Raw genomic sequence first — 24283 nt, 5'->3', positions numbered from 1 at the left:
GAGGTGGCGGGCAACTTCACGGCCGGCGCCGCGGCCGGCGCCGCGGCCGGCGTCACGGCCGCCTCATCCGTGCGCCGGAGAGGATGCCGGCGGCCCAGCCGGCCAGCCGGGTGCGGTCGATCTTCGAGTTGTGACGGATATCGGTGGGCAGCTGCGGCACCACCAGCACCGCGGCGAGCGGCACGCCGGCGGCTGCGCGCACGGCGGCGGCCAGTTCCGGGGCGGCCAGGCCCACCCGGCGGGCCGCAGGCGTGGTCTCGACGACCGCGACGACCTGCTGGATGCCGGCCGGACCGACCCCGACGACGGCGGCGCGGGCCACCACGGCGACGCGCTCGAGGCGCTGCTCGGGTCCGACCGGGGTAAGCACGCCGGCCGCGCTGGTGATCACGTGCGGCAGGCGGCCCTCGACCCAGAGCCGTCCGGCCTCGTCCAGGTGCCCGACATCGCCGGTGCGGTGCCAGCGCCGCCCCGGGGTCACGCCGCTGCGGGAGGCGCGATCGGTCAGCCAGAGCCGGTCGTAGTGGTTCTTCACGTGGGGGGCGGAGACGACGATCTCCCCCGTGATCCCGGGGGTCTCGGCGAGGGCGCCGGTAGCCGCACCGGTGGCGTCGAGGGCGCTGATCCGGAGGTCGGTGGTGGCCGCGGGACGGCCGACGCAGACGCCGCCGGGGCCGGCCGGGGCATCCGTCGCCGTCGTCTCGGTCGTGCCCGGCCCGGCCGTCGCCGCTGTCTCGGTCGTCACCGACCCGGGCGTGGCCGCCGCGATCGCCGACGCCTCGGTCGTGACCGCCGCCGTCGCCTCGCGGATGCCCGCCAGGGAGATGTCGGTCATCAGGAGTCCCTCGGTCATGCCGTAGGGGGTGTGGGCGCTGGCGCCGGGCATCAGGCGGGCCGCGGCGGCCAGCAGGGGCTCGGAGACGGGCGCGCCGGCGGAGAGGAAGCTGCGCACGCCGGCGAGGCTGCGGTGGTCGGCCGCGCTGAGCGTGGCCTCGGTGGCGACGACGTTGGCGAGCGCGGCCGGTGAGAGGAAGACGACGGTCGCGTCGATGGCGGCGACCGCGGCGGCGACGGCGGTCGCGGTCAGGGTCTTCGGGGAGGTCACGTCCATGTCCGGGGTCACCGAGCGGGCGCCGAGGGCCGGGCCGAGCAGGGCGAACGGGGCGAAACCGGCCACCAGTCCGGTGCCGAGGCCCACGTCGTACTGGGCGTGCAGCGCGTGGCTGACCGCGGCGAGCTGGCCGTGCGTGTAGACGACGCCCTTGGCCGGACCGGTCGAGCCGGACGTGAAGAGCACGGCCGCCGTGTCGCCGGGCCCGGGCGGCCCGGGCAGCTGCTCGTCCGCGCCCAGCGCGATGATCTCGGCGAGGGTGAAGGAGATGTCGAGGAGTCGGGCCACCGTGCTCGGGAACCGGGCGACGGCGATCTTCTGGCCGGGCCAGTCGAGGGCCCGGGCGGCGAGCAACCCGGGGGCGGCGCCGATCACGTGGTCCGGACGCGCGCCGCGCACGGCCCGGGTCAGGCCGCGCAGGCCGAGGCCGGCATCCGCCACGACCACGATCGCGCCGATGCGCACGCAGGCGTAGAGCACGGCGGTCAGGTCGGCGCCGGGCGGGATCAGCAGGGAGACCCGGTCGCCCTTGCGCACGCCGATCAGGTGCAGGCCCGCGGCGAGCTGCCGCACCCGGCGGGAGAGCAGCCGCCAGCTGACGACGCGGGGTGCGCCGCCGCCCGGCGGGGCCATGTCGACGAGGGCGGTGTCGTCGCTGCCCTGCAACTCGTCCAGGTAGTGCCAGAGCGGATGCTGCCCGCTCGCCGCCCAGCCCTCCGACTGTTCCCGTTCCGGACGAGAGTGACCCGCGGAACGGGCACTCTCGACCGGAACGGGCACTCCGGCGGGGAACATTGAGGCGGGGAGCCCTCCGGCGGGGAGGGCCGCTCCGGGCAGGGGGTCCGGGGCGGCGAAGGTGTGGTCGCCGAGCCAGGTCAGTGCGGCGGAGGCGTAGTCGACGTCCTCGGCGATCAGGTGCCCGGCGCCCTCGAACCGGTGCACGTCGGCCTGCGGCAGGCGCTGCGCGAGGTCGTCGAGGTACCGGTCGCTGAAGATCGGGTCGGCCGGGCCCCAGAGCATCAGGGCCGGCACGTCCAGGCGGCGCACCCCGGTGGAGATGCGCACGAGCTCGGCCGCACTCTCGTGCGCGTCGTCGACGGGGATGTCGGCGACGAACGCACCGATGCCGCCGCGGCGCGCTGCCCCGCGGTAGGGCGCGCGGTAGGCCTGCTTCACGGCGGCGGAGAGCGGCGGATGCGCGAGCGCGAGAGTCGTCTCCAGGAACGCGGGCGTGGCGACCGTTGCGGCGCCGAGCACGCCGTGGCGCAGGGCCAGCCGCAGCGGGGCCGGGATCGGCGCGTCCTCCGGCTGGTGCACGGCGGTGTTCAGCAGCAGCACCCCGGCGAGCAGGGTCGGATGGTCCACCGCCCAGCCGAGCGAGACCACGCCGCCCCAGTCGTGGCCGAAGGTGAGCACGGGGCCGGCCAGTCCGAGCTCGGCGGTGAGGTCGGCGAGGTCGGCGACCCGGCGGGCCAGCGGGCGCGGCGCCCCGGTGCGCTCGGAGAAGCCCATGTCGAGCTGGTCGACGGCGATGACCCGCCACGCCGGGCCGCCGGCGATGGCGGCATCCGTCGCGGCGGTGACGAGGTCACGCCAGAGGTAGGACCAGGTGGGGTTGCCGTGCACGCAGAGCACGGTACCGATCGGGGTGAGCCCGAGTTCGGCCAGCCGATCGGCGTTGTCGAGCAGGTGCCAGGTGCGGCTCGCCGGTCGCTCCCCGCCGGTCTCGGCAGCAGTCTCGGCAGCGGTCTCGGCAGCGGTGACCAGCCGGGAGAAGGCCGGGTCGAGGCCGGGCAGTCCCTGCGGCGGCAGTGACGCCGGGGCGGTCGTCTCGGCCGCCCGCGGCAGGCGGTATCCGGTGCCGGTGCGGGTGCTCGTGCGGGTGCTCGTGCTGCGGCGGCTGCTCACCAGGCGAGTTCCATCATGGCGGTGTTCAGGCCGCTCCCGACGCCCATCAGCAGCACCCGGTCGCCGGGTGAGAGCCGCTTCGCCTCCTCGGCGAGCGTGATCGGGATCGACGCCGGCCCGACGTTGCCGAGCAGCGGGTACGTGAGCGGAACCCGGGAACGGTCCAGGCCGGTGGCCTTGATGATCGCGTTGGTGTGCACGTCCGACACCTGGTGCAGGATGTAGCGGTCCATGCCGGACCAGTTCCAGTCGCGTTTGGCCTCGGTCCAGGCCGAGACGACGAGTTCCATGCCGCCCTTGAGCAGCGCCTTGGCGTCGGTGAACATGCCGTCGACGCTGCCGACGCAGAGGCCGTTGAACTGGGTCGCGGCGCGCGTCACCCCGCCGAGCATGCGATGGCCCTCCGGATGCGCGTCCGCCGGCCCGAGCACGGCCGCCGCGGCGCCGGAGCCGAGGGTGAGGCTCGCGAACTCGCTCATGAAGTCCTTGCGGCTGATATCGGCGCGGCCCAGCCGGTCGATCGTGTTGGACTGGATCTCGTCGGCGTCCTCACCGTCGATGACCACGGCGTACTGCACCTGCCCGGAGTCGATCAGCTGCGCGGCCAGGGTCATGCCGTTGACGAAACCGAGGCAGGCGTTGGCGATGTCGAAGTTGGTGGCCGAGGACGGCAGGCCGAGGCCGTGGTGGATGCGCACGGCCACCGACGGCTCGAGGTGCTTGCGGGTCACGGAGGTGTTGATCATCAGCCCGACCTGGCCCGGCTCGATGCCGGCGGACTGGAGGGCACGCCGGCCGGCCAGCACGGCCGCGTCGTCGAACGCCTGTCCGGGCGCCCAGTTACGGCGCTCCTGCACGCCGGCCACCCGCTGGAGCAGGCCGCTGGGCAGGCGCAGGCGCTTCAGCGCCGGCTGCAGTCGGGCGTCGATCTCGACCGAGGTCGTGATCCGCGGGGCGAGTTCGCTGTCCACCGACAGCAGGGCGACGTTACGGTGCGTCGTCGTGGCGTTTCCGTTCAACTCTGATTCCCCTGTCGAATTGCAGCGCTGGAAACCCGCAGCCCGGCAATCCTGCACCAGAAACCTGTTCGTTGTCCGTATCCCTGCCCCGAGCAGCCGCATACTGCGACCGTCACGGTCCCATTTTACCTGCGCCGTGACCTGCGCCGTGACCTGCGCCGTCACCCGTGCCGGGCCCGGGGCACCGCCGCCGTGCGGGCGACGGCGCCCCGCGACGGGCTAGATGACCCCGTCCGAGAGCGTGCTGGGGTTGCCGAAACGGTGGGCGGTGATCGAGATCGCCTGTTCACGCAGAAAAGGCAGCAGCTCGACCCGGCCGGCCTGGGTGACCGGGTGCGCGTAGATCGCGATGTCCGGGCTGCCGCGGAGCGCGTGGGTGAGGGCGGATGCCGCCTGCGTCGCCCCGGTCAGCCGGTCCCCGCCGATCAGTCGCACCCGGCTGGTGCGGATGCCGCCGGCCGCCGCGCGCTCCAGCCATTCCGCGTCGCTCTCCACCGTCACCGGGATCTCACGCTCGGACAGCGCGTTCCGCACCAGCGGAGGCACCGGGATGGCACTGCTGACCTCGAACCGGGACGTGGTCAGGGTGGCCGCGGCGATGATCCGGAGCAGGTCGGAGAGGGTGCCGTCTTCGGCCAGGCGCACCGTGACGGGCAGCGGGCTGTAGCGGAACAGGTTGCGTTCGAGGCCGAGGTTCGAGACGTCCTTCACGACGCCGAACTCCTCGCGCCAGGCCAGGGCGTCGCTCAGGGCAGAGCGGCGCAGCACGTCGAAGTCGGCGTAGTCGAGCACGGTCTGCGCCGCCTCGATCACGTCGGTGACGGTCTGGTCCAGGCCGCGCAGGTGCAGGGTGGAGGAGTTGCGGCCGGGGTCGGTCACCCAACTGCCGAGCCCGTGAAGGTAATTCGGTCCGCCCGCCTTCGTGCCCGCGCCGACGGCAGAGCGCTTCCAGCCGCCGAACGGCTGGCGCTGCACGACCGCGCCGGTGATGCCGCGGTTCACGTAGAGGTTTCCGGCCTCGATCGTGTCCACCCACTCGGCCAGTTCGGCGGAGTCGAGCGAGTGCAGCCCGGACGTGAGGCCGTAGTCCACCGCGTTCTGGAACCGGATGGCCTCGGCCAGGTTGCGGGCGTGCATCACGCCGAGCACCGGGCCGAAGAACTCGGTCAGGTGGAAGTAGGACCCGGGAGCGACCCCGGTGCGGATGCCGGGCGACCACAGGGCGCCGGACTCGTCGAGCTGCTTCGGCTCCACCAGCCACTGCTCGCCCACGCCGAGCGTGGTCAGGGCGTGCAGGAGCTTTCCCTCCGCCGGCTCGATGATCGGGCCCATCTGGGTGACCGGGTCGGACGGGCGGCCGACGCGCAGGGAGGTCGCGGCATCCGTCAGCTGGCTGAGGAAGCGCTCGGATTTGGCGACCGAACCGACCAGGATGACCAGGCTCGCGGCCGAGCACTTCTGCCCGGCGTGGCCGAACGCGCTCTTGATCACGTCGGCGGCGGCCAGGTCGAGGTCGGCGGAGGGGGTGACGATGATGGCGTTCTTGCCGCTGGTCTCGGCCAGCAGGGGCAGGTCCTCGCGGAAGCTGCGGAACAGCTGCGCGGTCTCGTAGGCGCCGGTCAGGATGACCCGGTCCACGGCCGGGTGCGAGATCAGCCGGGTGCCCAGCTCACGGTCGGCGAGGTCCACCAGCACGAGCAGGTCGCGCGGCACGCCGGCCTCCCAGAGCGCCTCGACCATCACCGCGCCGGAGCGCTGGGCGAGTTTGGCCGGCTTGACGATGACGCCGGAGCCCGCCGCGAGGGCGGCGAGCACGCCGCCCGCGGAGATGGCGACCGGGAAGTTCCAGGGCGGGGTGACCACGGTCAGCTTCGAGGGCACGAAGGTGGCCCCCTGCACGGAGTCGAGGTCCCTGGCGCGTTCGGCGTAGTAGTGGGCGAAGTCGACGGCCTCGCTCACCTCCGGGTCACCCTCGGCGATGGTCTTGCCGGTTTCGGCCGCCATCACCTCGATCAGGCGGTCCCGGTTCGCGGCGAGCGCGAGGCCGGCCCGGTGCAGCACGGCGGCGCGCTCGGCGCCGGGGCGCTGGCCCCAGGCGGCGCCGCCGGCGGCCGCGGTCTCGATCAGGCGCTCCAGCTGGGCGGCGTCGCTCACGCGCGCGGCGGCGATGGTGTCCAGCCCGAGCCGGGAGGTCTCGACCTGGTTCAGGATGCGACGGCCCCAGGCCCGGTTCGCGGGCAGGGAGGGGTCGGTATCGGGTTCGTTGTGGAAGCTCGAGGCTCCGGGCGCACCAGGTGCACCGGGCGCAGTGAGCAGGCCGAACGAGCCGAGCGAGCCGCGGGTGAGCCCGAGGACGGCTGCGGTGAGGCCCTCGTCGGGCTCCTCCTCGCCGGCTTGCACGTCGCCGTGCTCGGGGGCTTCGAGCTGGTCGACGGCCGAGCGGTCCTGCCGGCGGTTGGGCCGCGGCACCTCGGCGTCGAGGGCCTCGAGGGAGGCGAGGAAGCGCTGCTTCTCCCGCTCGAACAGGGCCGGGGAGCTGGTGAGTTCGAACACGGCCGACATGAAGTTGTCCTGGCTGGCGTTCTCTTCGAGGCGGCGGATCAGGTAGCTGATCGCCACGTCGAATTCGGCCGGGTTGACGACCGGCGTATAGAGCAGGAGGCGCCCGACGTCCCGGCTGACGGCCTCCGCCTGGCTGGTGGCCATGCCCAGCAGCATCTCGAACTCGACCCGGTCGTCGACGCCGCGCTTCTTGGCGAGGAGGTGGGACCAGGCCACGTCGAAGAGGTTGTGGCCGGCGACGCCGATCTTGACGGCATCCGTGTTCTGCGGTGTGAGGGCCCAGCTGAGCACGCGCTTGTAGTTCGTGTCGCTGTCCTGCTTGGTGGAGTAGGTCGCCAGCGGCCAGTCGTGCACGGCCGAGTCGACGTGTTCCATGGCCAGGTTGGCGCCTTTGACGATGCGCACCTTGATCGGTGCGCCGCCGGCGGCTCGCCGGCCCTGGGACCAGTGCGTGAGTCCCTGCAGCGCGCCGAGCGCGTCGGGCAGGTAGGCCTGCAGCACGATGCCGGCCTCCAGGTGCAGCAGCTGGGGCTGGTCGAGGATGCGTTCGAACACCGCGATGGTGAGGTCGAGGTCGCGGTACTCCTCCATGTCCAGGTTGATGAACTTGGGGGCGGGCGACGCGGCCGCGAGCTCGTAGAGCGGGGTGAGCCGCTCGACGACCCGGTCGACGGCCTCGTCGAACGACCACATCGAGAGCTGGCTGGCGATGGAGGAGACCTTGATCGAGACGTAGTCGACGTCGTCGCGGGCGAGCAGGGCGCGGGTGCCCTCGAGGCGGCGGAGGGCCTCCTTCTCGCCCAGCACGGCCTCGCCGAGCAGGTTGATGTTGAGCCGGTTGCCCGACTCGCGCAGGTGCCGGATCGCGGGGCCGAGCTTGTCCGGCGTGGCGTCGACGACGAGGTGCCCGACCATCTGGCGCAGCACCTTGCGCGCGGCCGGGATGACGACCCAGGGCAGCACCGGGCCGAGCACGCCGCCGAGCCCGATGGCGCCGCGCATGTAGGAGGGCAGGAATCCGGGCGCCTTGCGGGCGATTTTCTGCAGGTTGTAGCCGGCGACCATGAGGTCTTCGGGGCGCATGACGCCGTCGACGAAGCCCACGGTGAAGTCCAGCCCGTTCGGGTCCTTTAGCACCCCGGCGAGGCGTTCGGCCGACACGTCGGCGGGGATGGTGGCGCTCTCGGCGAGCCACTTCTGCACCAGCACGACGACCTCGCCGCTGAAATCTTGCTGCACGGATGGCGTGGGGTTGGTCATGGTCACGAGGCTAGCCTTTCGTTCGCGGCGGATCTCTCCGGCTCGCGGTCGCTGGGCGAGCGGGCAGGGGAATCTCTCCACAGTCTGAGGCCGCCATCCGATTAGCAAAAGCGACTCTTCCTAATCGATATTGATTAGAATTATTGATGAATCGACCGGGGTGGCCGGTTCGAGCGAAGGGCAGACGGATGCTGGATGTCAAGCGGTTGCGCCTGCTGCGGGAGTTGAAGATCCGGGGCACCCTGGCCGGGGTCGCCGAAGCCCTCTCCTACAGCCCGTCGGCGGTGTCGCAACAGCTCGCCCTGCTGGAGAAGGAGGCCGGCGTCGAGCTGCTGCAGCGGGTCGGGCGGAGGGTGCGGCTCACCCCGCAGGCCGAGATCCTGGTCGAGCACACGACGCACCTGCTGGAGCGGCTCGAGGTGGCCGAGGCGGACATGACCGCGTCGCTGACCACCGTGTCCGGCACGGTGCGGGTGGCCGTCTTCCAGTCGGCGGCGCACGCCGTCATCCCGCAGGCGCTCACCCTGCTGGCGGAGGAGTTCCCCGACCTCCGGGTGGAGATCACCGAACGCGAGCCGGAGGCCGGCCTGTTCGAGGTGTCCGCGCGGGACTTCGACCTGGTCATCGCCGAGCAGTACCCGGGGCACACCCGGGCGCACCGGCCGGACCTGGACCGGGTCAACCTGGCCTCGGACGCGCTCCGCCTCGCCGTGCCGCACGCCAGGGACGGGCGCCACGCGGCGGCGGCGCTGGAGGACGCGGCGACCCTGCCCTGGGTGATGGAGCCGGAGGGGACCGCCTCCCGCCAGTGGGCGACGCAGTTGTGCCGGTCGGCGGGTTTCGAGCCCGATGTGCGATTCGAGACGGCCGACCTGATCGCGCACATCCGCCTGATCGAGTCCGGGAACGCCGTCGGCATCCTGCCCGACCTGGTCTGGGCCGGTTCGGCGACCACCCTGCGGCTGGTCGACCTGCCCGGGCTGCCCCAGCGCACGGTGTTCACGGCCGCCCGGCGATCGAGCGCGAGCCGGCCGGGGGTCCTCGCGGTGCGGGAGGCCCTGGGCCGCGCCGTCGCGCTGGTCGCCGTGCCGACGCCGGGCGGTTGACGGCCACGGGTGGTTGACGGCAACCGGGTTTCGGCTTTGAATATGCGCATGAAGAAGACCATCGGGCTGATCGCCGTCGCGGCGGCAGCGGCCCTCGTGCTGGGCCTCGGCGGCTGCGCCTCGAGCGCCGGAACGAGCACGAGCGACGTGACCGGGGTGTGGGGCAGCCCGAACACGCAGGGCAAGCCCGGCCTCGAGCTGAAGGACGACAAGTCCGTGGCCGGCTCGGACGACTGCAACCGGCTGATCGGCACCTGGTCGCTCACGGGCGACACCGTCGAGTTCGGCACGTTCGCCTCGACGCTGATGGCCTGCGAGGGCGTCGACACCTGGCTGAGCCAGGCGAAGTCGGCCACCGTGGCCGGGTCGACGATGACCGTTCAGGATGCCCAGGGCACGAAGATCGGAACGCTCCAGCGCGCGAGCACCGGCTACTAGCCCGCCGCCCGCCGCGAACCAATTCGACGGAGATCCTGCTCTAAAAAGCGGGATTCCGGTATTCTGGGCCCGTTTCGGCCAGAATCTCCGTCGAATTGGTTCACCACGCACTCAGCACCCAGCACCGGCACCGCGCCGGGTCCCGGCTAGTCTCGTGGCATGGAAACCACTCACGACGTTGTGATCATCGGCGGCGGGCACAACGGCCTGACCGCCGCGGCCTACCTGGCCCAGGCCGGCAAGAAGGTGCTGCTGCTCGAACGCGATGAGCAGGTCGGCGGCGCCGCCATCTCGGCCGAGGCCTTCCCCGGCGTCGACGCCCGGCTCTCCCGCTACTCCTACCTGGTCAGCCTGCTGCCGCAGCGCATCATCGACGAGCTCGGCCTCGAGATCGCACTCGCCCGGCGCCGCTACTCCTCCTACACGCCCAACCCGTGCGACCTGACCGGAGGCCTCCTGGTCGACCGCGGCGACGCGCCGGCCACCCAGGCCAGCTTCGACCGGGTCGGCGCCGCCGCCGACTTCGCCGAGTGGGGCTCCTTCTACCGCGACACCGAGCACGTCGCCCGCGCACTCTTCCCCACGGTCTGCGAACCGCTGCCCACCCGCTCGGAGGCCCGGCGCCTGGTCGGCGACGAGGCGATCTGGGGCCAGTTCTTCGAGCAACCGCTGGCCGAGGCCATCACCGCCCGGTTCGGCCACGACCTCGTGCGGGGCGTCGTCGCCACCGACGGCCTGATCGGCACCTTCACCTCGCTGCAGGACGCGGACCTCGACGCGAACCGGTGCTTCCTGTACCACGTCATCGGCAACGAGACCGGCGACTGGGACGTGCCGATCGGCGGCATGGGCGCCGTCTCCGGAGCCCTGGAGAAAGCGGCCCGACAGGCCGGCGCCCGGATCCTGACCGGGGCCGAGGTCACCGCCGTCGACCCGGCCGGCGAGGTTCGTTACCGCCACGGCGGAACGGATCAGGTTGCCGCGGGCCGCCGGATCCTCGCCAACGTCTCCCCCTGGGTACTGCGGGGGCTGCTCGGCGCGGACACCGGAGAACATCCGGAGCCCGGCCGGTCCGACACCCGGCCGGAGGGCGCGCAGGTCAAGGTGAACCTCCTGCTCGAGCGGCTGCCGCAGCTGCGCGATGCATCCGTTACACCCGAGGCCGCGTTCGGCGGAACCTTCCACATCAACGAGACCTTCAGCCAGCTGGAGCGCGCCTACGACGAAGCCGTGCGCGGCGAGATCCCCGACCTGCTCCCCTGCGAGATCTACTGCCACTCGCTCACCGACCCGAGCATCCTCTCACCCGAGCTCGTGGCGGCCGGGGCGCAGACCCTCACGGTCTTCGGGCTGCACACCCCGCACCGCTGGCTCACCGAGGAGAACAACGACGAGACCCGGGCGCGGCTGCAGGCGGCCGTGCTCGAATCCCTCAACTCCGTGCTCGCCGAACCGATCGAGGGCCTGCTGCTGACGGATGCCGCGGGCCGACCCTGCATCGAAACGAAGACCACCCTCGACCTGGAGCACGCCCTCAACCTCACCGGCGGCAACATCTTCCACGGCCCCCTGGACTGGCCGTTCCTCGAGGACGACGCGCCGCGGGACACCGCGGCCGAGCGCTGGGGCGTGGCCACGGAGCACCCGCGGATCCTGATCTGCGGGGCCGGCGCGCGCCGCGGCGGCGGCGTCAGCGGGATCGGCGGGCACAACGCGGCCATGGCCGTGCTGGAGGAGTGAGCGGGCCGCCCGGAGGCCGGCCCACCCTCGGTGCACCGGGCGCTCCGCCGGGTGGCGGCGTGCCCGGTGGCGGCGGGGCCCAAAGGGGCTTAACCTGACAGGAAGGCACGTGTTCCACTCATCGCGGAGGTTTCCATGACAGCCAGGCACACCGGACGTTTCGCCCATCGCGAGGACGGCCTGTATCTCATGTTCGACCGGCTGTTCAATTCCCCCATCGACGACGTCTGGGCGAGCCTGAGCCGCCCGGGCACTCTCTCCGCCTGGATCGGGACCTTCACCGGCTCGCCCGAAACGGGCGCCGTGAAGTTCCGGCTGGACGAGCCCGATGCCGAGTGGGAGTACGTCAGCATCCGCCAGTGCATCCCGCCGAAGCGGTTCACCGTCGAAATCGGCGACGGCGACGCCGCCCGCCACCTGATCCTGCACCTGGTCAACAGCGCCGGCATGACCACGCTGACCTTCGGCCAGCGCCTGCACTCCCCCGCGGAGGCGATCGACGTCGGACCGCACTGGGACTACTACCTCGACCGGCTCGTGGCGTCGCGCGCGGGCAAGCCGATGCCGCACCGGGCGCGCTACGCGCACTATGCGGAGCACTACCGGGAGCTCATCGTTCCCCGGAAGGCGTCCGAGCAGGCGTCCTGACCCGGGCGCGCTGACCCGGGCCGCAAGGCCAGATTCAGACGCGGAAGGTCAGGCCCAGACGCTGGGGGCCGGGGCGCGGGTGGCCGGCATCGCGACATCCGTGCTCCAGTCCAGCAGCCAGGCGGGCACGGACAGGTCCTCCGGGACCGTGCCGACGGCCTCGACCAGTTCGTCGATGGTCACGACGCCGCCGGTGCGCTTCAGGAACCGGCCCCGGATGAAGCCCTGCGCGTACACCTCGGGGCTGCCGTCGGCGCCGGGCCGCACGAACCGCTGCTCCACGTAGACGGCCTTGGCGTCGAAGCCGAGGATGCGCGATTCCACCGTGAACTTCTGGCCGAGGGTCAGCGACTTGCGAAAGCTGATCGTCTCGGAAACGACGACCGGGTACCAGCCGCGCTTCAGGAAGATCGCCCAGATCCCGGTGCGATGCAGCAGGTCGAACCGGGCGATGTCCATGATCGACAGGTACACGCCGTTGTTCATGTGCCGCAGGATGTCCTGGTCGGTCGGCAGGGTGATGAATCGGGTGCGGGCCACGTCGTAGTGGCCGAGCCTCGGGCCGAAGCGGGAGACCAGACTGTGGAGGAGAGTTCGCCAGAGCATATGCACCCGTCGATACTAGGGCGAGCCCGGTGCGGGGCGCGCATTTGCTGTTGAGGGCCACAATCATCCGTCACAACAGGCCCGGAACCTGCACGATTGCCACAGCGGATGCTGCCGGGCCGGCCGGGGGGTTAACATTCGTCTATGGTTCCGTTGCCCAACCTGCTCACGTTCGCGCTGGCCTCCGTCGCCCTGATCGCTCTGCCCGGCCCCACCGTGCTGTTCGTGATCGGGCGCTCGCTCGCGCTCGGCCGACTGGGCGGGTTCCTCAGCGTGGTCGGAAACGCGCTCGGGATGCTGCCCGTGATCGCGGCCGTGGCGCTCGGCCTCGGGGCCATCGTGACCGAGTCGGTGCTGGTCTTCACCGTGGTCAAGTTCGCCGGGGCGGCGTACATCGTCTATCTGGGCGTGCAGGCCATCCGGCACCGGCGCACGGCGGCCGGGAGCATCGCGGTGAGCACGGCCGCGAAGTCAAAGTGGCGGCTCTTGGCCGAGGGCTCGGTCGTCGGCATCAGCAACCCGAAGTCGATCGTGTTCTTCGTGGCCGTGCTGCCCCAGTTCGTGGACTACTCGGCCGGGGCGGTGCCGATGCAGCTGATGAGCCTCGGAATCGTGTTCGTCGTGCTGGCCCTGCTCGGCGACAGCACGTGGGCCCTGGCCGCCGGGTCGGCGCGCGACTGGTTCGCCAAGTCGCCCCGCCGGATGGAACACCTCTCCGCCACGGGCGGCGTGATGATGGTCGGCCTCGGCGGCGTGCTCGCCGCCACCGGCGCCAGCAGCTGAAAGCCCACCCGCAGTGCCCGTTCCGGTCGAGAGTGCCCGTTGCGCGGGTCACTCTCGACCGGAACGGGCACTCTCGCCGAGCAGGGCTGGCGGCGGCGGGCAGGGCGGCAGCGGGCACGGATGCGACGGGCACGGATGCCACGGCGAGGGCCGCGGCCGGAATTGAGGCCACCCGGCGCACGAAAGCCCCCAGCCGGCGGTAAACCTCCTGCGATTCGGGATGGGCGGCATCCTGCTGCCAGGTGTGGTGCGTGTTCGCCTGCTTGCGGTCGTAGATCAGGGTGTCCACCTGGATCGACCGGCGGCGGAGGGCCGCGATGAAATTGAGGTTCGCCCGGTAGAAGTAGTCGCGCTCCGAGGTGGTCACGAACACGGGCGGGAACCCGCTGTCGAGCCACTCGATCGGCGACATGAACCGGGCGGCGGTGCGGAGCACGACGCCGCGGCCGCGCTCGGGCAGCAGCATCCGCAGAAAATTGAGGCTCAGGACGAAGCCGCGCTCGAACATGACGGACACGTCCGCGATGCTGCAGTGCTGCACCAGGCCGCGCAGGTGTGCGGGCTCCACCCCTGGCTCGACGTCGTAGTACGCGGCCAGCGCCGGCTCGTACGCCGAAGCCGCCAGGAGCGCGGCGATGTGGCCGCCGGCGGAATCGCCGCCGAGCACGATCCGGGTCGGGTCGCCTCCGAAATCCTCGATGTGCCGGGCCACCCAGTCGAGCACCGCGTTCCCGTCACGGAGCATGTGCTTGAGCTGAAAACGCGTGGCCATGCGGTAGTTCGCGTTGACGACGACCATTCCGTCGGCGGCCTGGCTGGCTGGCTGGCTGGCTGGCTGGCTGGCTGGCTGGCTGGCTGGCGCAGTATTTCGTCAGCGGAGCCTTGTCACCCGAGGTCCAGCCGCCGCCGTGGAAGTAGACGTAGACCGGCAGCGGCCCCGGGGCATCGTGCAGCACGAGCACGTCCAGCATGTGGTCACGGATGCCGTCGCCCACGTAGTCACGGTCGAAGTGGTAGTCGACGGTGTCGATGGGCTCGGCATTGAACTTGTGCAACTCGCCGGCCGAGACCCGGTGCATCAGTGCCCGCCAGGCCCAGACGGGGACGCGGGACAGCGCCGTTTCCCGGTGCGGTTTCGTCTTCTGCGGTTTCGTCTTCTGCGGCAATCGGTGCGTCGTGCCGGATGCGGGAAGAGCGTCGGTGCCGGTTACGGAACGGGTGTCGGTCATGCGAGGGAGCGGTGCGTCTGGATCACGAACCGACTCTAGGCCGCCCGACCGCATGCAAGCTGAGAGCGCCTCAGTTGCCGTTGTCACCGCCGCGGGAGGATGCTGGGGTCATGGACTACACACATCTCGGCCGTTCCGGCCTGGAGGTATCCCGCCTCTGCCTCGGCACCATGAACTTCGGCCACTGGGCCCCGGAGGCCGACGCCCACGCGATCATGGACTCGGCCCGCGGCTACGGCATCAACTACGTCGACACCGCGAACGTCTACGGCGACAGCACCGGCAAGGGCGGCACCGAGAAGATCATCGGCAACTGGTTCGCACAGGGCGGTGCGCGCCGGGAGGGAACCGTGCTCGCGACCAAGCTCTACGGCGACATGAGCGGGCTGCCCAACGAGGGCAAGCTCTCGGCGCTCAACATCAGGCGCGCTCTCGACGCCAGCCTGACCCGGTTGCAGACGGACTACATCGACGTCTACCAGTTCCACCACGTCGACCGGAACACCCCGTGGGATGAGATCTGGCAGGCGATGGAGACGGCCGTCGCGCAGGGCAAGATCCTCTACGCCGGCAGCAGCAACTTCGCCGGCTGGCACATCGCCACCGCCCAGGCGGAGGCGAAGCGGCGCAACTTCACCGGCCTGGTCAGCGAGCAGTCGATCTACAACCTGCTGACTCGCGACATCGAGCTCGAGGTCATTCCCGCCGCCGTCAGCAACGGCCTGGGAATCATCCCCTGGTCGCCGCTGCAGGGCGGGCTGCTCGGCGGGGTGCTCCGCAACGAGCGGGAGGGCAAGCGTCGCCTCGAGGGCAAGGTCGCCGAGCTGCTCGAGAAGAACCGCCCCGCGATCGGGCAGTACGAGGACTTCTGCGCGGAGCTCGGTCATCAGCCGGGCGACGTCGGACTGGCCTGGTTGCTGCACCAGCCGGCGGTCACCGCCCCGATCGTGGGCCCCCGCACCCTGGACCAGTTGGATGCCGCGGTGCGCGCGCTCACGGTGTCCCTCGACGCCGAAGCCCTCGCCCGGCTGGACGAGATCTTTCCCGGCCGAAAGCCGGCGCCGGAGCACTACGCCTGGTGACACCGGAACGCACACTCGACACTCTCAGTGCGGCCGCACACTCCGTGCGGCCGCACGGCCAGACACCGGCTTCGCCCGGGGATTGAAGGACTCATGAAGACCAGGCTCATCGCCCACCGCGAGGTCAGCGCCATCGGACTCGGCGGCATGCCGATGTCGATCGAGGGGCGACCGGATTCCGCACGCTCCGTGGCCACGATCCATGCCGCCCTCGAGGCCGGCGTGACCCTCTTCGACACGGCGGATTCGTACCACCTGCACAGTGACGAGGTCGGCCACAACGAAACCCTCATCGCCGGAGCGATCGCGTCGTGGGGCGGCGACACGTCGACCGTGCTCGTGGCGACGAAGGGCGGGCACCTCCGGCCGGGAGACGGCACCTGGACGATCGACGGCCGACCCGAGCACCTGAAGCGGGCCGCCGAAGCGTCGCTGAAACGCCTCGGCGGCGACGCGATCGGGCTCTACCAGTTCCACCGGCCCGACCCGGCCGTGCCGTACGCCGACTCGATCGGGGCCCTGCGCGAGCTGCTCGACGCCGGCACCATTGAGCTGGCCGGAATCTCCAATGCGAACCCGGAGCAGATCCTGCTGGCCCGGGAGATCCTGGGCGGCCGGCTGGCATCCGTGCAGAACCAGTTCTCCCCGGCGTTCCGCAGCAGCGAGCCCGAGCTGCGCCTCTGCGACGAGCTCGGCATCGCGTTCCTGCCCTGGCGCCCGCTCGGCGGCATCCTGTCTGCCGCGTCACTCGGCGACCGGTTCCCGGCGTTCGCGTCCGTCGCGGCCGCACGCGGCGTGAGCCCGCAGGTGGCCTGCCTCGCCTGGCACCTGTCGAAGTCGCCGCACGTGATCCCGATCCCGGGCGCCTCCCGCCCGGAAAGCATCCGGGACTCGGTTCAGGCGACCGAGTTCACGCTCACGGCAGAGGAGTCGGCGACGCTCGACGCCGCCTGAGCGGGCACGCCGCCGCCTGGATGGGCACGCAGCTGAGCGGTTGAGCAGCTGGGCAGCTGCCCACCTGGCCGGGGCAGGCCTAGTGGCGCTCCCCGTCAGCGGCAGCCCCTCCGAAAGCGCCCGTCGCCTCGAGCACGGCGCGGCCCAGCGTGTGGAAGTGCAGGTTGAATCCGAGCACGGCCGGGGTCGAGTCCGGGTCGACCTCGAGTCTCGCCACGTCGACCGCGTGCACGATGAACTGGTACCGGTGGGTGCCGGTGCCGGCCGGCGGTCCCGCGCCGACGAAGGCCGGCTGGCGTGCCTCATTGGGCAGGATGACCGCGCCGGGGGGCAGCAGACGCCCGCCGGGCGCTCCGGCCCCGGCCGGGAGGGAGGTGCACGTCGCCGGCAGGTTGAAGGCCGCCCAGTGCCAGTACCCGGAACCGGTCGGCGCGTCGGGGTCGTACACGGTCACGGCGAAGCTCTTCGTGCCGGCCGGGAACCCCGACCAGGACAGCTGCGGCGACACGTTCCGGCCGCCGGACCCGAGGCCGAACTGCGCCGCGGCGAGCGGGGCCCCGTCGGTCATGTCGGTGCTGGTCAGGGTGAAGAGCGGGACTTCGCCGAAGCGGGCGAGAGGATCGTTCAGGGCCATGTGGCCTCCTATGGTTGGCAGCAGTTTAGACGACCGGCCCGGGCTGCGCCTGCGGCGAGAACCGTGCGTCAACCTCGGTAAAATGGGGTCGTGGCCATTCCGAAGATTCTGCTCTACTACGTCTTCACGCCGCTTTCCGACCCGGAGGCCGTGCGCCTCTGGCAGCGGGACCTGTGCGAATCGCTCGGTCTCCGCGGTCGTATCCTGATCTCGAAGGACGGCCTGAACGGCACCCTCGGCGGTGACCTCCCCGCGCTCAAACGCTACCTGCGCAAGACCCGTGAGTACGCCCCGTTCAAGCAGCTCGACGTCAAGTGGAGCGAGGGCACCGGGCTCGACCCGGCCGGCCTGAGCCTCGACTTCCCCCGGCTGGTCGTGAAGGTGCGCGATGAGATCGTGAGCTTCGGCGCCCCCGGGGAGCTGAGGGTGGACGCCGGCGGAGTGGTCGGCGGCGGCACGAAACTGTCCCCGGCCGAGCTGCACGCCCTGGTCGAGGAGCGCGGCGATGACGTGGCCTTCTTCGACGGGCGCAACGCGTTCGAGGCGGAGATCGGCCGGTTCAGGAACGCGATCGTGCCGGACGTGGCCAACACGCGCGAGTTCGTGGCCGAGCTCGAGAGCGGCAAATACGACCACCTCAAGGACCGGCCGGTGGTCACCTACTGCACCGGAGGCATCCGTTGTGAGGTGCTCAGCTCACTGATGAAGGACCGCGGCTTCGGCGAGGTCTACCAGCTCGACGGCGGCGTCGTGCGGTACGTCGAGGCGTTCGGCGACGACGGGCTCTGGAACGGGTCGCTGTACGTCTTCGACCAGCGGATGTCCGTGGACTTCAGCGGCCACGTCGCCGTGATCGGCCACTGCACCGTGTGCGGCGAGCCGACCAAGAACATGCTCAACTGCCGCGATGCCTCGTGCCGGGAACAGCTCGTGGTCTGCCCGGCCTGCGTCGCGGCCGACCCCCCGGCCTGCTCCGCTCACACCGCGGCCTGACCGGCCGGGCCGAGGTCGGCCTGTCGGCCTGGTCGTCCGGGTCGTCCGGGTCGTCCGGGTCGTCCGGGTCGTCCCCCGCGCCCCGCGCCCCTAACGAATTCGACGGAGATTTTGCCGAAAATGGGCCGGAACACACCGGATACGTGTTTTTAGAGCAGAATCTCCGTCGAATTGGTTCAGGGCGGGAGGTGCGGGCGACTGCGGGCACGGGGGCGCACTCACTAGGCTGGGGCCAGCACCAGATGGAGGGGGCCACGGATGCCGGTCGGCGCGATCATCGAGTTCAGTCACGTCACCAAGCGGTTCGGCGGGGTGACCGCGGTCAACGATCTCTCGTTCAGCGTGGAACCGGGCCGCGTCACGGGTTTCCTCGGCCCCAACGGCGCCGGCAAGACCACGACTCTGCGGGTGCTGCTCGGACTGGTCACCCCCACCTCGGGAATGGCCACCATCGGCGGCATCCGTTACCGGAGCCTGCCCCAGCCCCTCCGCACCGTCGGCGCCGCGCTCGAAGCCGCCAGCTTCCACCCCGGCCGCACGGCCCGCAACCACCTGGCCGTTTACGCGATCGCGGCCGGCCTGCCCCGCGCCCGCGTGGACGAGGTGCTGCACACCGTCGGGCTCGACGCCCACGGCGACCAGCGGGTCGGCGGGTATTCGCTCGGCATGCGCCAGCGGCTCGGCCTGGCCTTCACCCTGCTGGGCGACCCGGGCGTGCTGGTGCTCGACGAACCGATCAACGGCCTCGACCCCGAGGGGATCAAATGGATCCGCGGCTTCCTGCGCGCGATGGCCGACGAGGGTCGCACCGTGCTGGTGAGCTCCCACCTGCTCTCGGAGGTGCAGCAGAGCGTCGATGACGTCATCATCATCGCGCAGGGCGAGCTCGTTCACCGCGGGCCGCTGTCCAGCCTCGAAACGCAGATCGCGCCCCGCATCATCGTGGACTCCCCCGACCGCGCGGCCCTCGCGGCGGCGCTCGGTCGGGCCGGGATCGAGTTCACGACCGGCCGCACCGGGCTGCTGGCCGCCGCGCCGGACCCGGCGCTGATCGGTCACATCGCCTTCACGGCCGGGGTGGAGGTCAGCGCCCTGCACCGCCAGAAGAAGGGGCTCGAAGACGCCTTCCTCGCCCTGGTGAACGACAACGCCCACGGCCACCCGCACGACGAACACCCGAACGACGAGCAGCCGCACGACGGGAAGCCGCACGGCAGCAATCCCAACGACACCGAGCCGCACGGCACCGGAGGCGAGCCGGCATGACCCCCTTCCTGCGCGCGATCCGCGCCGAATTCGCCAAGACACTGACCACACGGATGTGGTGGGTGCTGGCCGCCGTGATGTTCGGCTACATCGCACTGCTGGCCGGCGGCCTCGCCGCCCTGTTCGCCGGAATCGAAAGCGGCGCCATCAGCCCCGACGCCGCCGGAACGGGCGGCCAGGGCGCCCCGCCGCTCGGCAGCCTCCCGCCGCTGGTCTACAGCTTCGCCTCCTCCGTCGGCTACGTGTTCCCGGTGCTGCTGGGCGCCCTGTCCACCACGGGCGAGTTCCGGCACCAGACCCTGACGCCCACGTTCCTCGCGAACCCCCGCCGCGGCCAGGTGCTGGGGGCGAAGACCGTCACCCTGTTCCTCGCGGGGGCGGGCTTCGGCGTCGTGGCGCTGCTGGCATCCGTCGGGGTGGGCGCACTCGTGATCGGGGCCTTCGGCGTCGACCCGCTGCTCGGCGACAGCGGCACCTGGGCGCTGATCGGGCGCACCGTGCTGGCCATGGCGATGTGGGCCGGCGTCGGCGTGGGGCTCGGCGTGCTGGTGCCCAGCCAGGTGGCCGCGGTCGTGATCGTGCTCGCCTTCACCCAGTTCGTCGAACCGCTGTTGCGCTTCGCGTCGATGTTCACCGAAGTAACGGCGGGCATCGGCAACTACCTGCCCGGCGCCGCCTCCGACGCCCTGGTCGGGGCCAGTTTCTTCACCATCGCCAGCCCGACCGGGACCAGCACGGCGATGCTGGAGTGGTGGCAGGGCGGCCTCGTCCTGCTCGCCTACGCGGTCGCGGCCACCGTCGGCGGCTACTTCGTCAGCTGGAAGCGCGACGTCACCTGACCTCCCCGCAACCGGACCGGACGCACGTAGGCTCGACTCATGGGTAACGAGACACAGTTCCGCGCAATCGTCGTCGATCGAACCGAAAACGATGAGGGCAAGAAGGTGCAGTCCGCGGCCCTGCGGGTGGTGGACGACGCCTTCCTGATGGACGGCGACGTCACCATCGCCGTCGACTACTCCAGCATCAACTTCAAGGACGGCCTGGCCCTGACCGGTCGCCCGGGGGTCGTGCGCGTCTGGCCGCTGATCGCGGGCATCGACCTGGTCGGCCGGGTGCTGCACAGCGAGGACCCGCGCTGGCAGGCCGGGGACCAGGTCATCCTGAACGGGGCGGGCCTCAGCGAGACCCACCACGGCGGTCTGGCCGAGCGGGCCCGGGTCTCCGGCGACTCGCTGGTGCGTCGGCCGGAGGGCATCAGCGCCCGGCGGGCCGCGGCGATCGGCACGGCCGGGTTCACGGCGATGCTCTCCGTGCTCGCACTCGAGCGCGGCGGGATCACCCCCGACTCCGGCGACATCCTGGTAACGGGCGCCGGCGGCGGCGTCGGCAGCGTCGCGGTGGCCCTGCTGTCCCACCGGGGCTACCGGGTGACCGCCTCGACCGGCCGCATCGACGAACTCGGCGACTACCTGCGCGGGCTCGGCGCCGCCGAACTCGTCGACCGCCGCACGCTCAGCGAGCCCGGCAAACCGCTGCAGCCCCAGCGCTGGGCCGGCGCCATCGACTCGGTCGGCAGCACGACCCTCGCCAACGTCCTCGCCCAGACCAACTACGGCGGCGTGGTCACATCGTGCGGCCTGGCCCAGGGCGCCGACCTGCCCGCGACGGTGATGCCGTTCATCCTGCGCGCGATCAGCCTCGTCGGGGTCAACTCGGTCGAGGCCCCGCTGCCCCAGCGCCAGCAGGCCTGGCGGCGCCTCGCCACCGACCTCGACCTGGAGCTGCTCGACAGCCTGACCGAGGTCGTCCCGCTCGACGCCGCGTTCGACGCGGGCGCGCGCATCCTCGCCGGCACGCTGCACGGCCGCACGGTCGTCGACGTCCGGCGGTAGCCGCGGCGCCGCACGCGGCCGCAGCGGCGCGGCCGGCGCTACAGCTTGAGCGACGCGATCAGGTCCGGCGCGTGGTTGGTCGTGAGGATCACGCGGGAGAAGTCCTCATCGACGAGGTCGATGACGACCGCCGGCCGCCGGCGCTTGATCGCCAGGAAGTCCTTGCCGCCGTGGAACTTCCAGGTTCCGACCGCGAGCAGGAGCGGCACCTCCAGCCCGGGGGCACGGATGCCGCGGATCCAGATCCACGGATCATCCGTGATCGTGACCGAACGGATGTTCTCGCGCGCCACCACGAGGTCCTCTTTGCGCAGCGAGATGGTGCGCTCCGCCTTCGTCAGGTGGATCTCGAGCCGGTCGGGGTGAACGCGGAGGGAAGCCATCGTCCTAGTCTGCCTGTTCCGGCCGGAATTTCTTTTATCGACAACCTCACAAAGGAATAACGTCCCCTGGGCGGATGCTCACACCGGGGCGGTCGCCGCCGCCGCGGCTTTCGCGGCGGTCGGCAGGGCATCGAGGATCCAGCCGAGCGCGCTCTCGTCGTGGGCCGCGGAGACGAACCAGGCCTCGAACACCGACGGCGGCAAGGAGATGCCCTGGTCCAGCATGGAGTGGAAGAACGGGCCGTAGCGGAACGCGTCCTGCCGCTGCACCTGCGCGTAGTCCCGGGGTGCGGAGGCCGCGGCCTCGTCCCCGAAGACGAAGCTGAACAGGTTGCCGGCGCGTTGCACTGCGTGGGCGACGCCCTCGGCCGAGAACGCGGCCGACACGGCCTCGGAGAGCAGCAGGGCCGTGGCGTCGAGCTGCGCGTAGACGCTGTCGTCCAGGGCGCTGAGGGTCGCGATTCCGGCGGCCACGGCCACCGGGTTCCCGGAGAGGGTGCCGGCCTGGTAGACCGGGCCGTTCGGCGCGAGGAAGTCCATCACGTCGGCCCGGCCGCCGAGGGCCGCGACCGGGAGGCCGCCGCCGATGACCTTGCCGAAGGTGAAGAGGTCGGGTGTGTATCGGGTCGGGGCGGCCTCGGGACCGGTGTTGTCGGGACCGGTGTTGTCCAGGCCCCAGTAGCCCGCGCGGCCGACCCGGAAGCCGGTCAGCACCTCGTCGATGATCAGGAGCGCGCCGTTCTCATGCGCGATCTCGGTGATGGCGGCGTTGAAGCCGGGGTCGGGCGCGACCACGCCCATGTTCGCGGCCGCGGCCTCGGTGATCACGGCGGCGATGCGCCCGGGGTGCGCGGCGAAGGCGGCACGCAGAGCGTCGAGGTCGTTGTAGGGCAGCACGAGGGTCTGCGCGGCGGTCGCAGCGGTCACTCCGGCGGACCCGGGCAGCGCCAGGGTGGCCAGGCCCGACCCGGCCTGGGCCAGCAGCCCGTCCGAGTGGCCGTGGTAGTGGCCGGCGAACTTGATCAGCAGGTCACGGCCGGTGAAACCGCGGGCCAGGCGGATGGCCGTCATGGTGGCCTCGGTGCCGGTGGACACCAGGCGCAGCTTCTCGACGGCGCCGACGCGCTCCTCGATCAGTTCGGCCAGCACGGTCTCGCCCGGTGTGGAGGCGCCGAAGGAGAGACCGAGGGCGGCGGCATCCTGCACGGCCTGCACCACGTCCGGGTGGGCGTGGCCGAGGATGGCCGGCCCCCACGAGCTGACCAGGTCGACGTACTCGCGCCCGTCGGAATCGGTGACGTAGGCGCCCTTCGCCTTGACCAGGAAGAGCGGGGTGCCGCCGACCGAGCGGAAGGCCCGTACAGGCGAGTTCACGCCGCCGGGGATGGCGCGCTGCGCCCGGGCGAACAGATCGTCGTTGCGGGTCATCAGCGGGCCTGCCTTTCGTTCAGCCAGGTGGCGAGTTCGACCGCCCAGTAGGTGAGCACGGCGTCCGCGCCGGCGCGACGGATGCTGAGGACGGACTCCTCGACGGCCCGGCGGCGGTCGATCCAGCCGTGGGCCGCGGCGGCCTCGATCATGGCGTATTCGCCGGACACCTGGTATGCCCAGACCGGAATATCACTAACGGCGGCCACATCGGACAAAACGTCCAGGTAACTCATGGCCGGCTTCACCATCACGATGTCCGCACCCTCGCTGATGTCGAGCAGCGCCTCGCGCACCCCTTCCCGGCGGTTGGCCGGGTCGAGCTGGTACGTGCGCCGGTCGCCCTCGAGGGTCGACTCCACGGCGTCGCGGAAGGGGCCGTAGAAGGCAGAGGCGTACTTGGCGGAATAGGCGAGCACGGCCGTGTTCACGAAGCCGCTCTGGTCGAGCGCCTCGCGCACGGCGGCCACCTGGCCGTCCATCATGCCGCTGAGCCCGAGCAGCTGAGACCCTGAGGCGGCCTGCACGAGCGCCATCTCGCGATAGCGCTCGAGGGTGGCGTCGTTGTCGACGCTGCCGTCGACGGAGAGCACGCCGCAGTGGCCGTGGTCGGTGAACTCGTCCAGGCACAGGTCGGTCTGCACGGAGAGGGCGTCGCCGACCTCGTCGGCCAGCGCGCGGGTGGCGGCGTTGAGGATGCCGTCGGGGTCGGTGGCTCCGGACCCGACGGCGTCGCGCACGGACGGCACGCCGAACAGCATCACGCCGCCGATGCCTGCCGCCGCGGCCTCCGTGACGGCCCGGCGGGCGCTGTCGATGGTGTGCTGCACCACCCCGGGCATCGACTGGATCGGAACGGCGTCGCCGCTCCCCTCCCGCACGAACATGGGCAGGACCAATTCAGACGGGTGCAGACGGATTTCGGTGGCCAGGCGGCGGAGCGCGGGAGAGTTGCGCAACCGTCGCGGGCGGATGACGGGGGTTATCACTCGTCAACCCTACGTCGCCCGGCTGGACGAGGGCACCCGGCCCGGCCGTGCGCGAACAGAGAGGATCCACCCACGCCGGCGCGCCTATTCCGTTGAACCCGTGGCCTGCGGGTGGGCTCGGGTGCGGGCTCGGCGGCCGCGGCCGGCACCGCCGGCCTGACTGGCCCGGTGGGCGCGGTGGTCCTGGCCCGGTACCCAGGTGCGGGCCGGGTCGTGGCAGACCGGGGCCATGACCTCGGGTTTGCCCCG

Annotated in this window: 20 protein-coding genes and 1 pseudogene; 11 read left to right on the top strand and 10 right to left on the bottom strand. The window is 71.5% G+C overall.

Annotated elements, in window-relative coordinates; genetic code table 11:
* Positions 1-52: 52 nt before the first annotated feature.
* The 3 genes from E3O49_RS07970 to E3O49_RS07960 form a co-directional block, all read right to left on the bottom strand.
* A complete protein-coding gene (locus tag E3O49_RS07970; RefSeq protein WP_134451312.1) occupies positions 53-2959 on the bottom strand; it encodes an alpha/beta fold hydrolase in 2907 nt (968 codons plus the stop codon).
* Between the two features lie 56 nt (positions 2960-3015).
* Entirely contained in the window at positions 3016-4038 is a 1023-nt protein-coding gene (locus E3O49_RS07965) for a 3-oxoacyl-ACP synthase III (protein WP_241976053.1), read from the bottom strand.
* Positions 4039-4257: 219 nt separating this feature from the next.
* Entirely contained in the window at positions 4258-7860 is a 3603-nt protein-coding gene (locus E3O49_RS07960) for a proline dehydrogenase family protein (protein WP_134451310.1), read from the bottom strand.
* Between the two features lie 188 nt (positions 7861-8048).
* Between E3O49_RS07960 and E3O49_RS07955 the strand changes: the two genes are divergently transcribed.
* The 4 genes from E3O49_RS07955 to E3O49_RS07940 all read left to right on the top strand — a co-directional run bounded on the left by E3O49_RS07955 (position 8049) and on the right by E3O49_RS07940 (position 11792).
* Positions 8049-8966 (top strand): LysR family transcriptional regulator, encoded by a 918-nt coding sequence (locus tag E3O49_RS07955; protein WP_134367092.1) that lies wholly within the window; start codon positions 8049-8051, stop codon positions 8964-8966.
* A gap of 48 nt (positions 8967-9014) precedes the next feature.
* Positions 9015-9404: an META domain-containing protein gene (locus tag E3O49_RS07950; RefSeq protein WP_241975792.1), complete on the top strand. Its 390-nt coding sequence runs from the start codon at positions 9015-9017 to the stop codon at positions 9402-9404.
* Positions 9405-9563: 159 nt separating this feature from the next.
* Positions 9564-11144, top strand: coding sequence for a phytoene desaturase family protein (locus E3O49_RS07945; RefSeq protein WP_134367090.1), 1581 nt, complete (start codon positions 9564-9566; stop codon positions 11142-11144).
* 135 nt (positions 11145-11279) lie between these two features.
* A complete protein-coding gene (locus E3O49_RS07940) occupies positions 11280-11792 on the top strand; it encodes an SRPBCC domain-containing protein (protein WP_134367088.1) in 513 nt (170 codons plus the stop codon).
* A 48-nt stretch (positions 11793-11840) separates the two neighbouring features.
* On the opposite strand, the gene E3O49_RS07935 is transcribed toward E3O49_RS07940, so the two are convergent.
* Complete coding sequence (locus E3O49_RS07935; RefSeq protein WP_241975791.1) at positions 11841-12404, bottom strand: acyl-CoA thioesterase; 564 nt, start codon at positions 12402-12404, stop codon at positions 11841-11843.
* Positions 12405-12542: 138 nt separating this feature from the next.
* Between E3O49_RS07935 and E3O49_RS07930 the strand changes: the two genes are divergently transcribed.
* On the top strand, positions 12543-13181 hold the full coding sequence (locus E3O49_RS07930; RefSeq protein ID WP_134367086.1) for a LysE family translocator: 639 nt from the start codon (positions 12543-12545) through the stop codon (positions 13179-13181).
* 328 nt (positions 13182-13509) lie between these two features.
* Here E3O49_RS07930 and E3O49_RS17070 read toward each other — a convergent pair.
* Positions 13510-13953, bottom strand: a pseudogene (locus tag E3O49_RS17070) (alpha/beta hydrolase fold domain-containing protein); the annotation flags it as partial.
* Entirely contained in the window at positions 13916-14410 is a 495-nt protein-coding gene (locus tag E3O49_RS17065; RefSeq protein WP_244285267.1) for a hypothetical protein, read from the bottom strand. The gene E3O49_RS17065 and the pseudogene E3O49_RS17070, both read right to left, overlap by 38 nt.
* Positions 14411-14520: 110 nt before the next feature.
* Between E3O49_RS17065 and E3O49_RS07920 the strand changes: the two genes are divergently transcribed.
* Positions 14521-15492, top strand: a complete 972-nt coding sequence (locus E3O49_RS07920; RefSeq protein WP_134367084.1) for an aldo/keto reductase — start codon at positions 14521-14523, stop codon at positions 15490-15492.
* A gap of 93 nt (positions 15493-15585) precedes the next feature.
* Positions 15586-16446, top strand: a complete 861-nt coding sequence (locus E3O49_RS07915) for an aldo/keto reductase (protein ID WP_134402423.1) — start codon at positions 15586-15588, stop codon at positions 16444-16446.
* 79 nt (positions 16447-16525) lie between these two features.
* Here the strand turns inward: E3O49_RS07915 and E3O49_RS07910 are convergent, their stop codons facing one another.
* Positions 16526-17080 carry a YbhB/YbcL family Raf kinase inhibitor-like protein gene (locus tag E3O49_RS07910; protein WP_134367072.1) on the bottom strand — a complete coding sequence of 185 codons (555 nt, stop codon included), beginning with the start codon at positions 17078-17080 and terminating at the stop codon, positions 16526-16528.
* 90 nt (positions 17081-17170) lie between these two features.
* Here E3O49_RS07910 and trhO point away from each other — a divergent pair, with 90 nt between their 5' ends.
* The 4 genes from trhO to acuI all read left to right on the top strand — a co-directional run bounded on the left by trhO (position 17171) and on the right by acuI (position 21234).
* Positions 17171-18073, top strand: a complete 903-nt coding sequence (gene trhO / locus E3O49_RS07905; RefSeq protein WP_134451308.1) for an oxygen-dependent tRNA uridine(34) hydroxylase TrhO — start codon at positions 17171-17173, stop codon at positions 18071-18073.
* Positions 18074-18331: 258 nt separating this feature from the next.
* Positions 18332-19339 carry an ABC transporter ATP-binding protein gene (locus tag E3O49_RS07900; RefSeq protein WP_134451306.1) on the top strand — a complete coding sequence of 336 codons (1008 nt, stop codon included), beginning with the start codon at positions 18332-18334 and terminating at the stop codon, positions 19337-19339.
* On the top strand, positions 19336-20178 hold the full coding sequence (locus E3O49_RS07895) for an ABC transporter permease (protein ID WP_134367064.1): 843 nt from the start codon (positions 19336-19338) through the stop codon (positions 20176-20178). Before E3O49_RS07900 ends, E3O49_RS07895 begins: the two co-directional genes overlap by 4 nt.
* Positions 20179-20217: 39 nt before the next feature.
* Positions 20218-21234: an acrylyl-CoA reductase (NADPH) gene (gene acuI / locus E3O49_RS07890; protein WP_134451304.1), complete on the top strand. Its 1017-nt coding sequence runs from the start codon at positions 20218-20220 to the stop codon at positions 21232-21234.
* A 38-nt stretch (positions 21235-21272) separates the two neighbouring features.
* Here acuI and E3O49_RS07885 read toward each other — a convergent pair whose 3' ends face one another.
* The 3 genes from E3O49_RS07885 to hemB form a co-directional block, all read right to left on the bottom strand.
* Positions 21273-21617 carry a hypothetical protein gene (locus E3O49_RS07885; RefSeq protein WP_134367060.1) on the bottom strand — a complete coding sequence of 115 codons (345 nt, stop codon included), beginning with the start codon at positions 21615-21617 and terminating at the stop codon, positions 21273-21275.
* A 78-nt stretch (positions 21618-21695) separates the two neighbouring features.
* A complete protein-coding gene (hemL, locus tag E3O49_RS07880; RefSeq protein WP_134367058.1) occupies positions 21696-23045 on the bottom strand; it encodes a glutamate-1-semialdehyde 2,1-aminomutase in 1350 nt (449 codons plus the stop codon).
* Positions 23045-24031 (bottom strand): porphobilinogen synthase, encoded by a 987-nt coding sequence (gene hemB / locus E3O49_RS07875; protein ID WP_370261560.1) that lies wholly within the window; start codon positions 24029-24031, stop codon positions 23045-23047. The genes hemL and hemB overlap by 1 nt, the downstream gene beginning before the upstream one ends.
* Between the last annotated feature and the right edge of the window lie 252 nt (positions 24032-24283).

This window comes from Cryobacterium shii (genome assembly GCF_004402595.1).
Taxonomy (GTDB): domain Bacteria; phylum Actinomycetota; class Actinomycetes; order Actinomycetales; family Microbacteriaceae; genus Cryobacterium; species Cryobacterium shii.
The sequence above is the reverse complement of the archived record's forward strand: the minus strand, read 5'-3'. Positions and strand labels throughout refer to the sequence as shown.

Bases quoted from the DNA above. Each gene is read 5' to 3' on its own strand.
- E3O49_RS07960 (WP_134451310.1), bottom strand. From the start codon at position 7,860: ATGACCAACCCCACGCCATCCGTGCAGCAAGATTTCAGCGGCGAGGTC.
- E3O49_RS07955 (WP_134367092.1), top strand. From the start codon at position 8,049: ATGCTGGATGTCAAGCGGTTGCGCCTGCTGCGGGAGTTGAAGATCCGG.
- E3O49_RS07950 (WP_241975792.1), top strand. From the start codon at position 9,015: ATGAAGAAGACCATCGGGCTGATCGCCGTCGCGGCGGCAGCGGCCCTC.
- E3O49_RS07945 (WP_134367090.1), top strand. From the start codon at position 9,564: ATGGAAACCACTCACGACGTTGTGATCATCGGCGGCGGGCACAACGGC.
- E3O49_RS07940 (WP_134367088.1), top strand. From the start codon at position 11,280: ATGACAGCCAGGCACACCGGACGTTTCGCCCATCGCGAGGACGGCCTG.
- E3O49_RS07930 (WP_134367086.1), top strand. From the start codon at position 12,543: ATGGTTCCGTTGCCCAACCTGCTCACGTTCGCGCTGGCCTCCGTCGCC.
- E3O49_RS17065 (WP_244285267.1), bottom strand. From the start codon at position 14,410: ATGACCGACACCCGTTCCGTAACCGGCACCGACGCTCTTCCCGCATCC.
- E3O49_RS07920 (WP_134367084.1), top strand. From the start codon at position 14,521: ATGGACTACACACATCTCGGCCGTTCCGGCCTGGAGGTATCCCGCCTC.
- E3O49_RS07915 (WP_134402423.1), top strand. From the start codon at position 15,586: ATGAAGACCAGGCTCATCGCCCACCGCGAGGTCAGCGCCATCGGACTC.
- E3O49_RS07910 (WP_134367072.1), bottom strand. From the start codon at position 17,080: ATGGCCCTGAACGATCCTCTCGCCCGCTTCGGCGAAGTCCCGCTCTTC.
- E3O49_RS07900 (WP_134451306.1), top strand. From the start codon at position 18,332: ATGCCGGTCGGCGCGATCATCGAGTTCAGTCACGTCACCAAGCGGTTC.
- E3O49_RS07895 (WP_134367064.1), top strand. From the start codon at position 19,336: ATGACCCCCTTCCTGCGCGCGATCCGCGCCGAATTCGCCAAGACACTG.
- acuI (WP_134451304.1), top strand. From the start codon at position 20,218: ATGGGTAACGAGACACAGTTCCGCGCAATCGTCGTCGATCGAACCGAA.
- E3O49_RS07885 (WP_134367060.1), bottom strand. From the start codon at position 21,617: ATGGCTTCCCTCCGCGTTCACCCCGACCGGCTCGAGATCCACCTGACG.
- hemL (WP_134367058.1), bottom strand. From the start codon at position 23,045: ATGACCCGCAACGACGATCTGTTCGCCCGGGCGCAGCGCGCCATCCCC.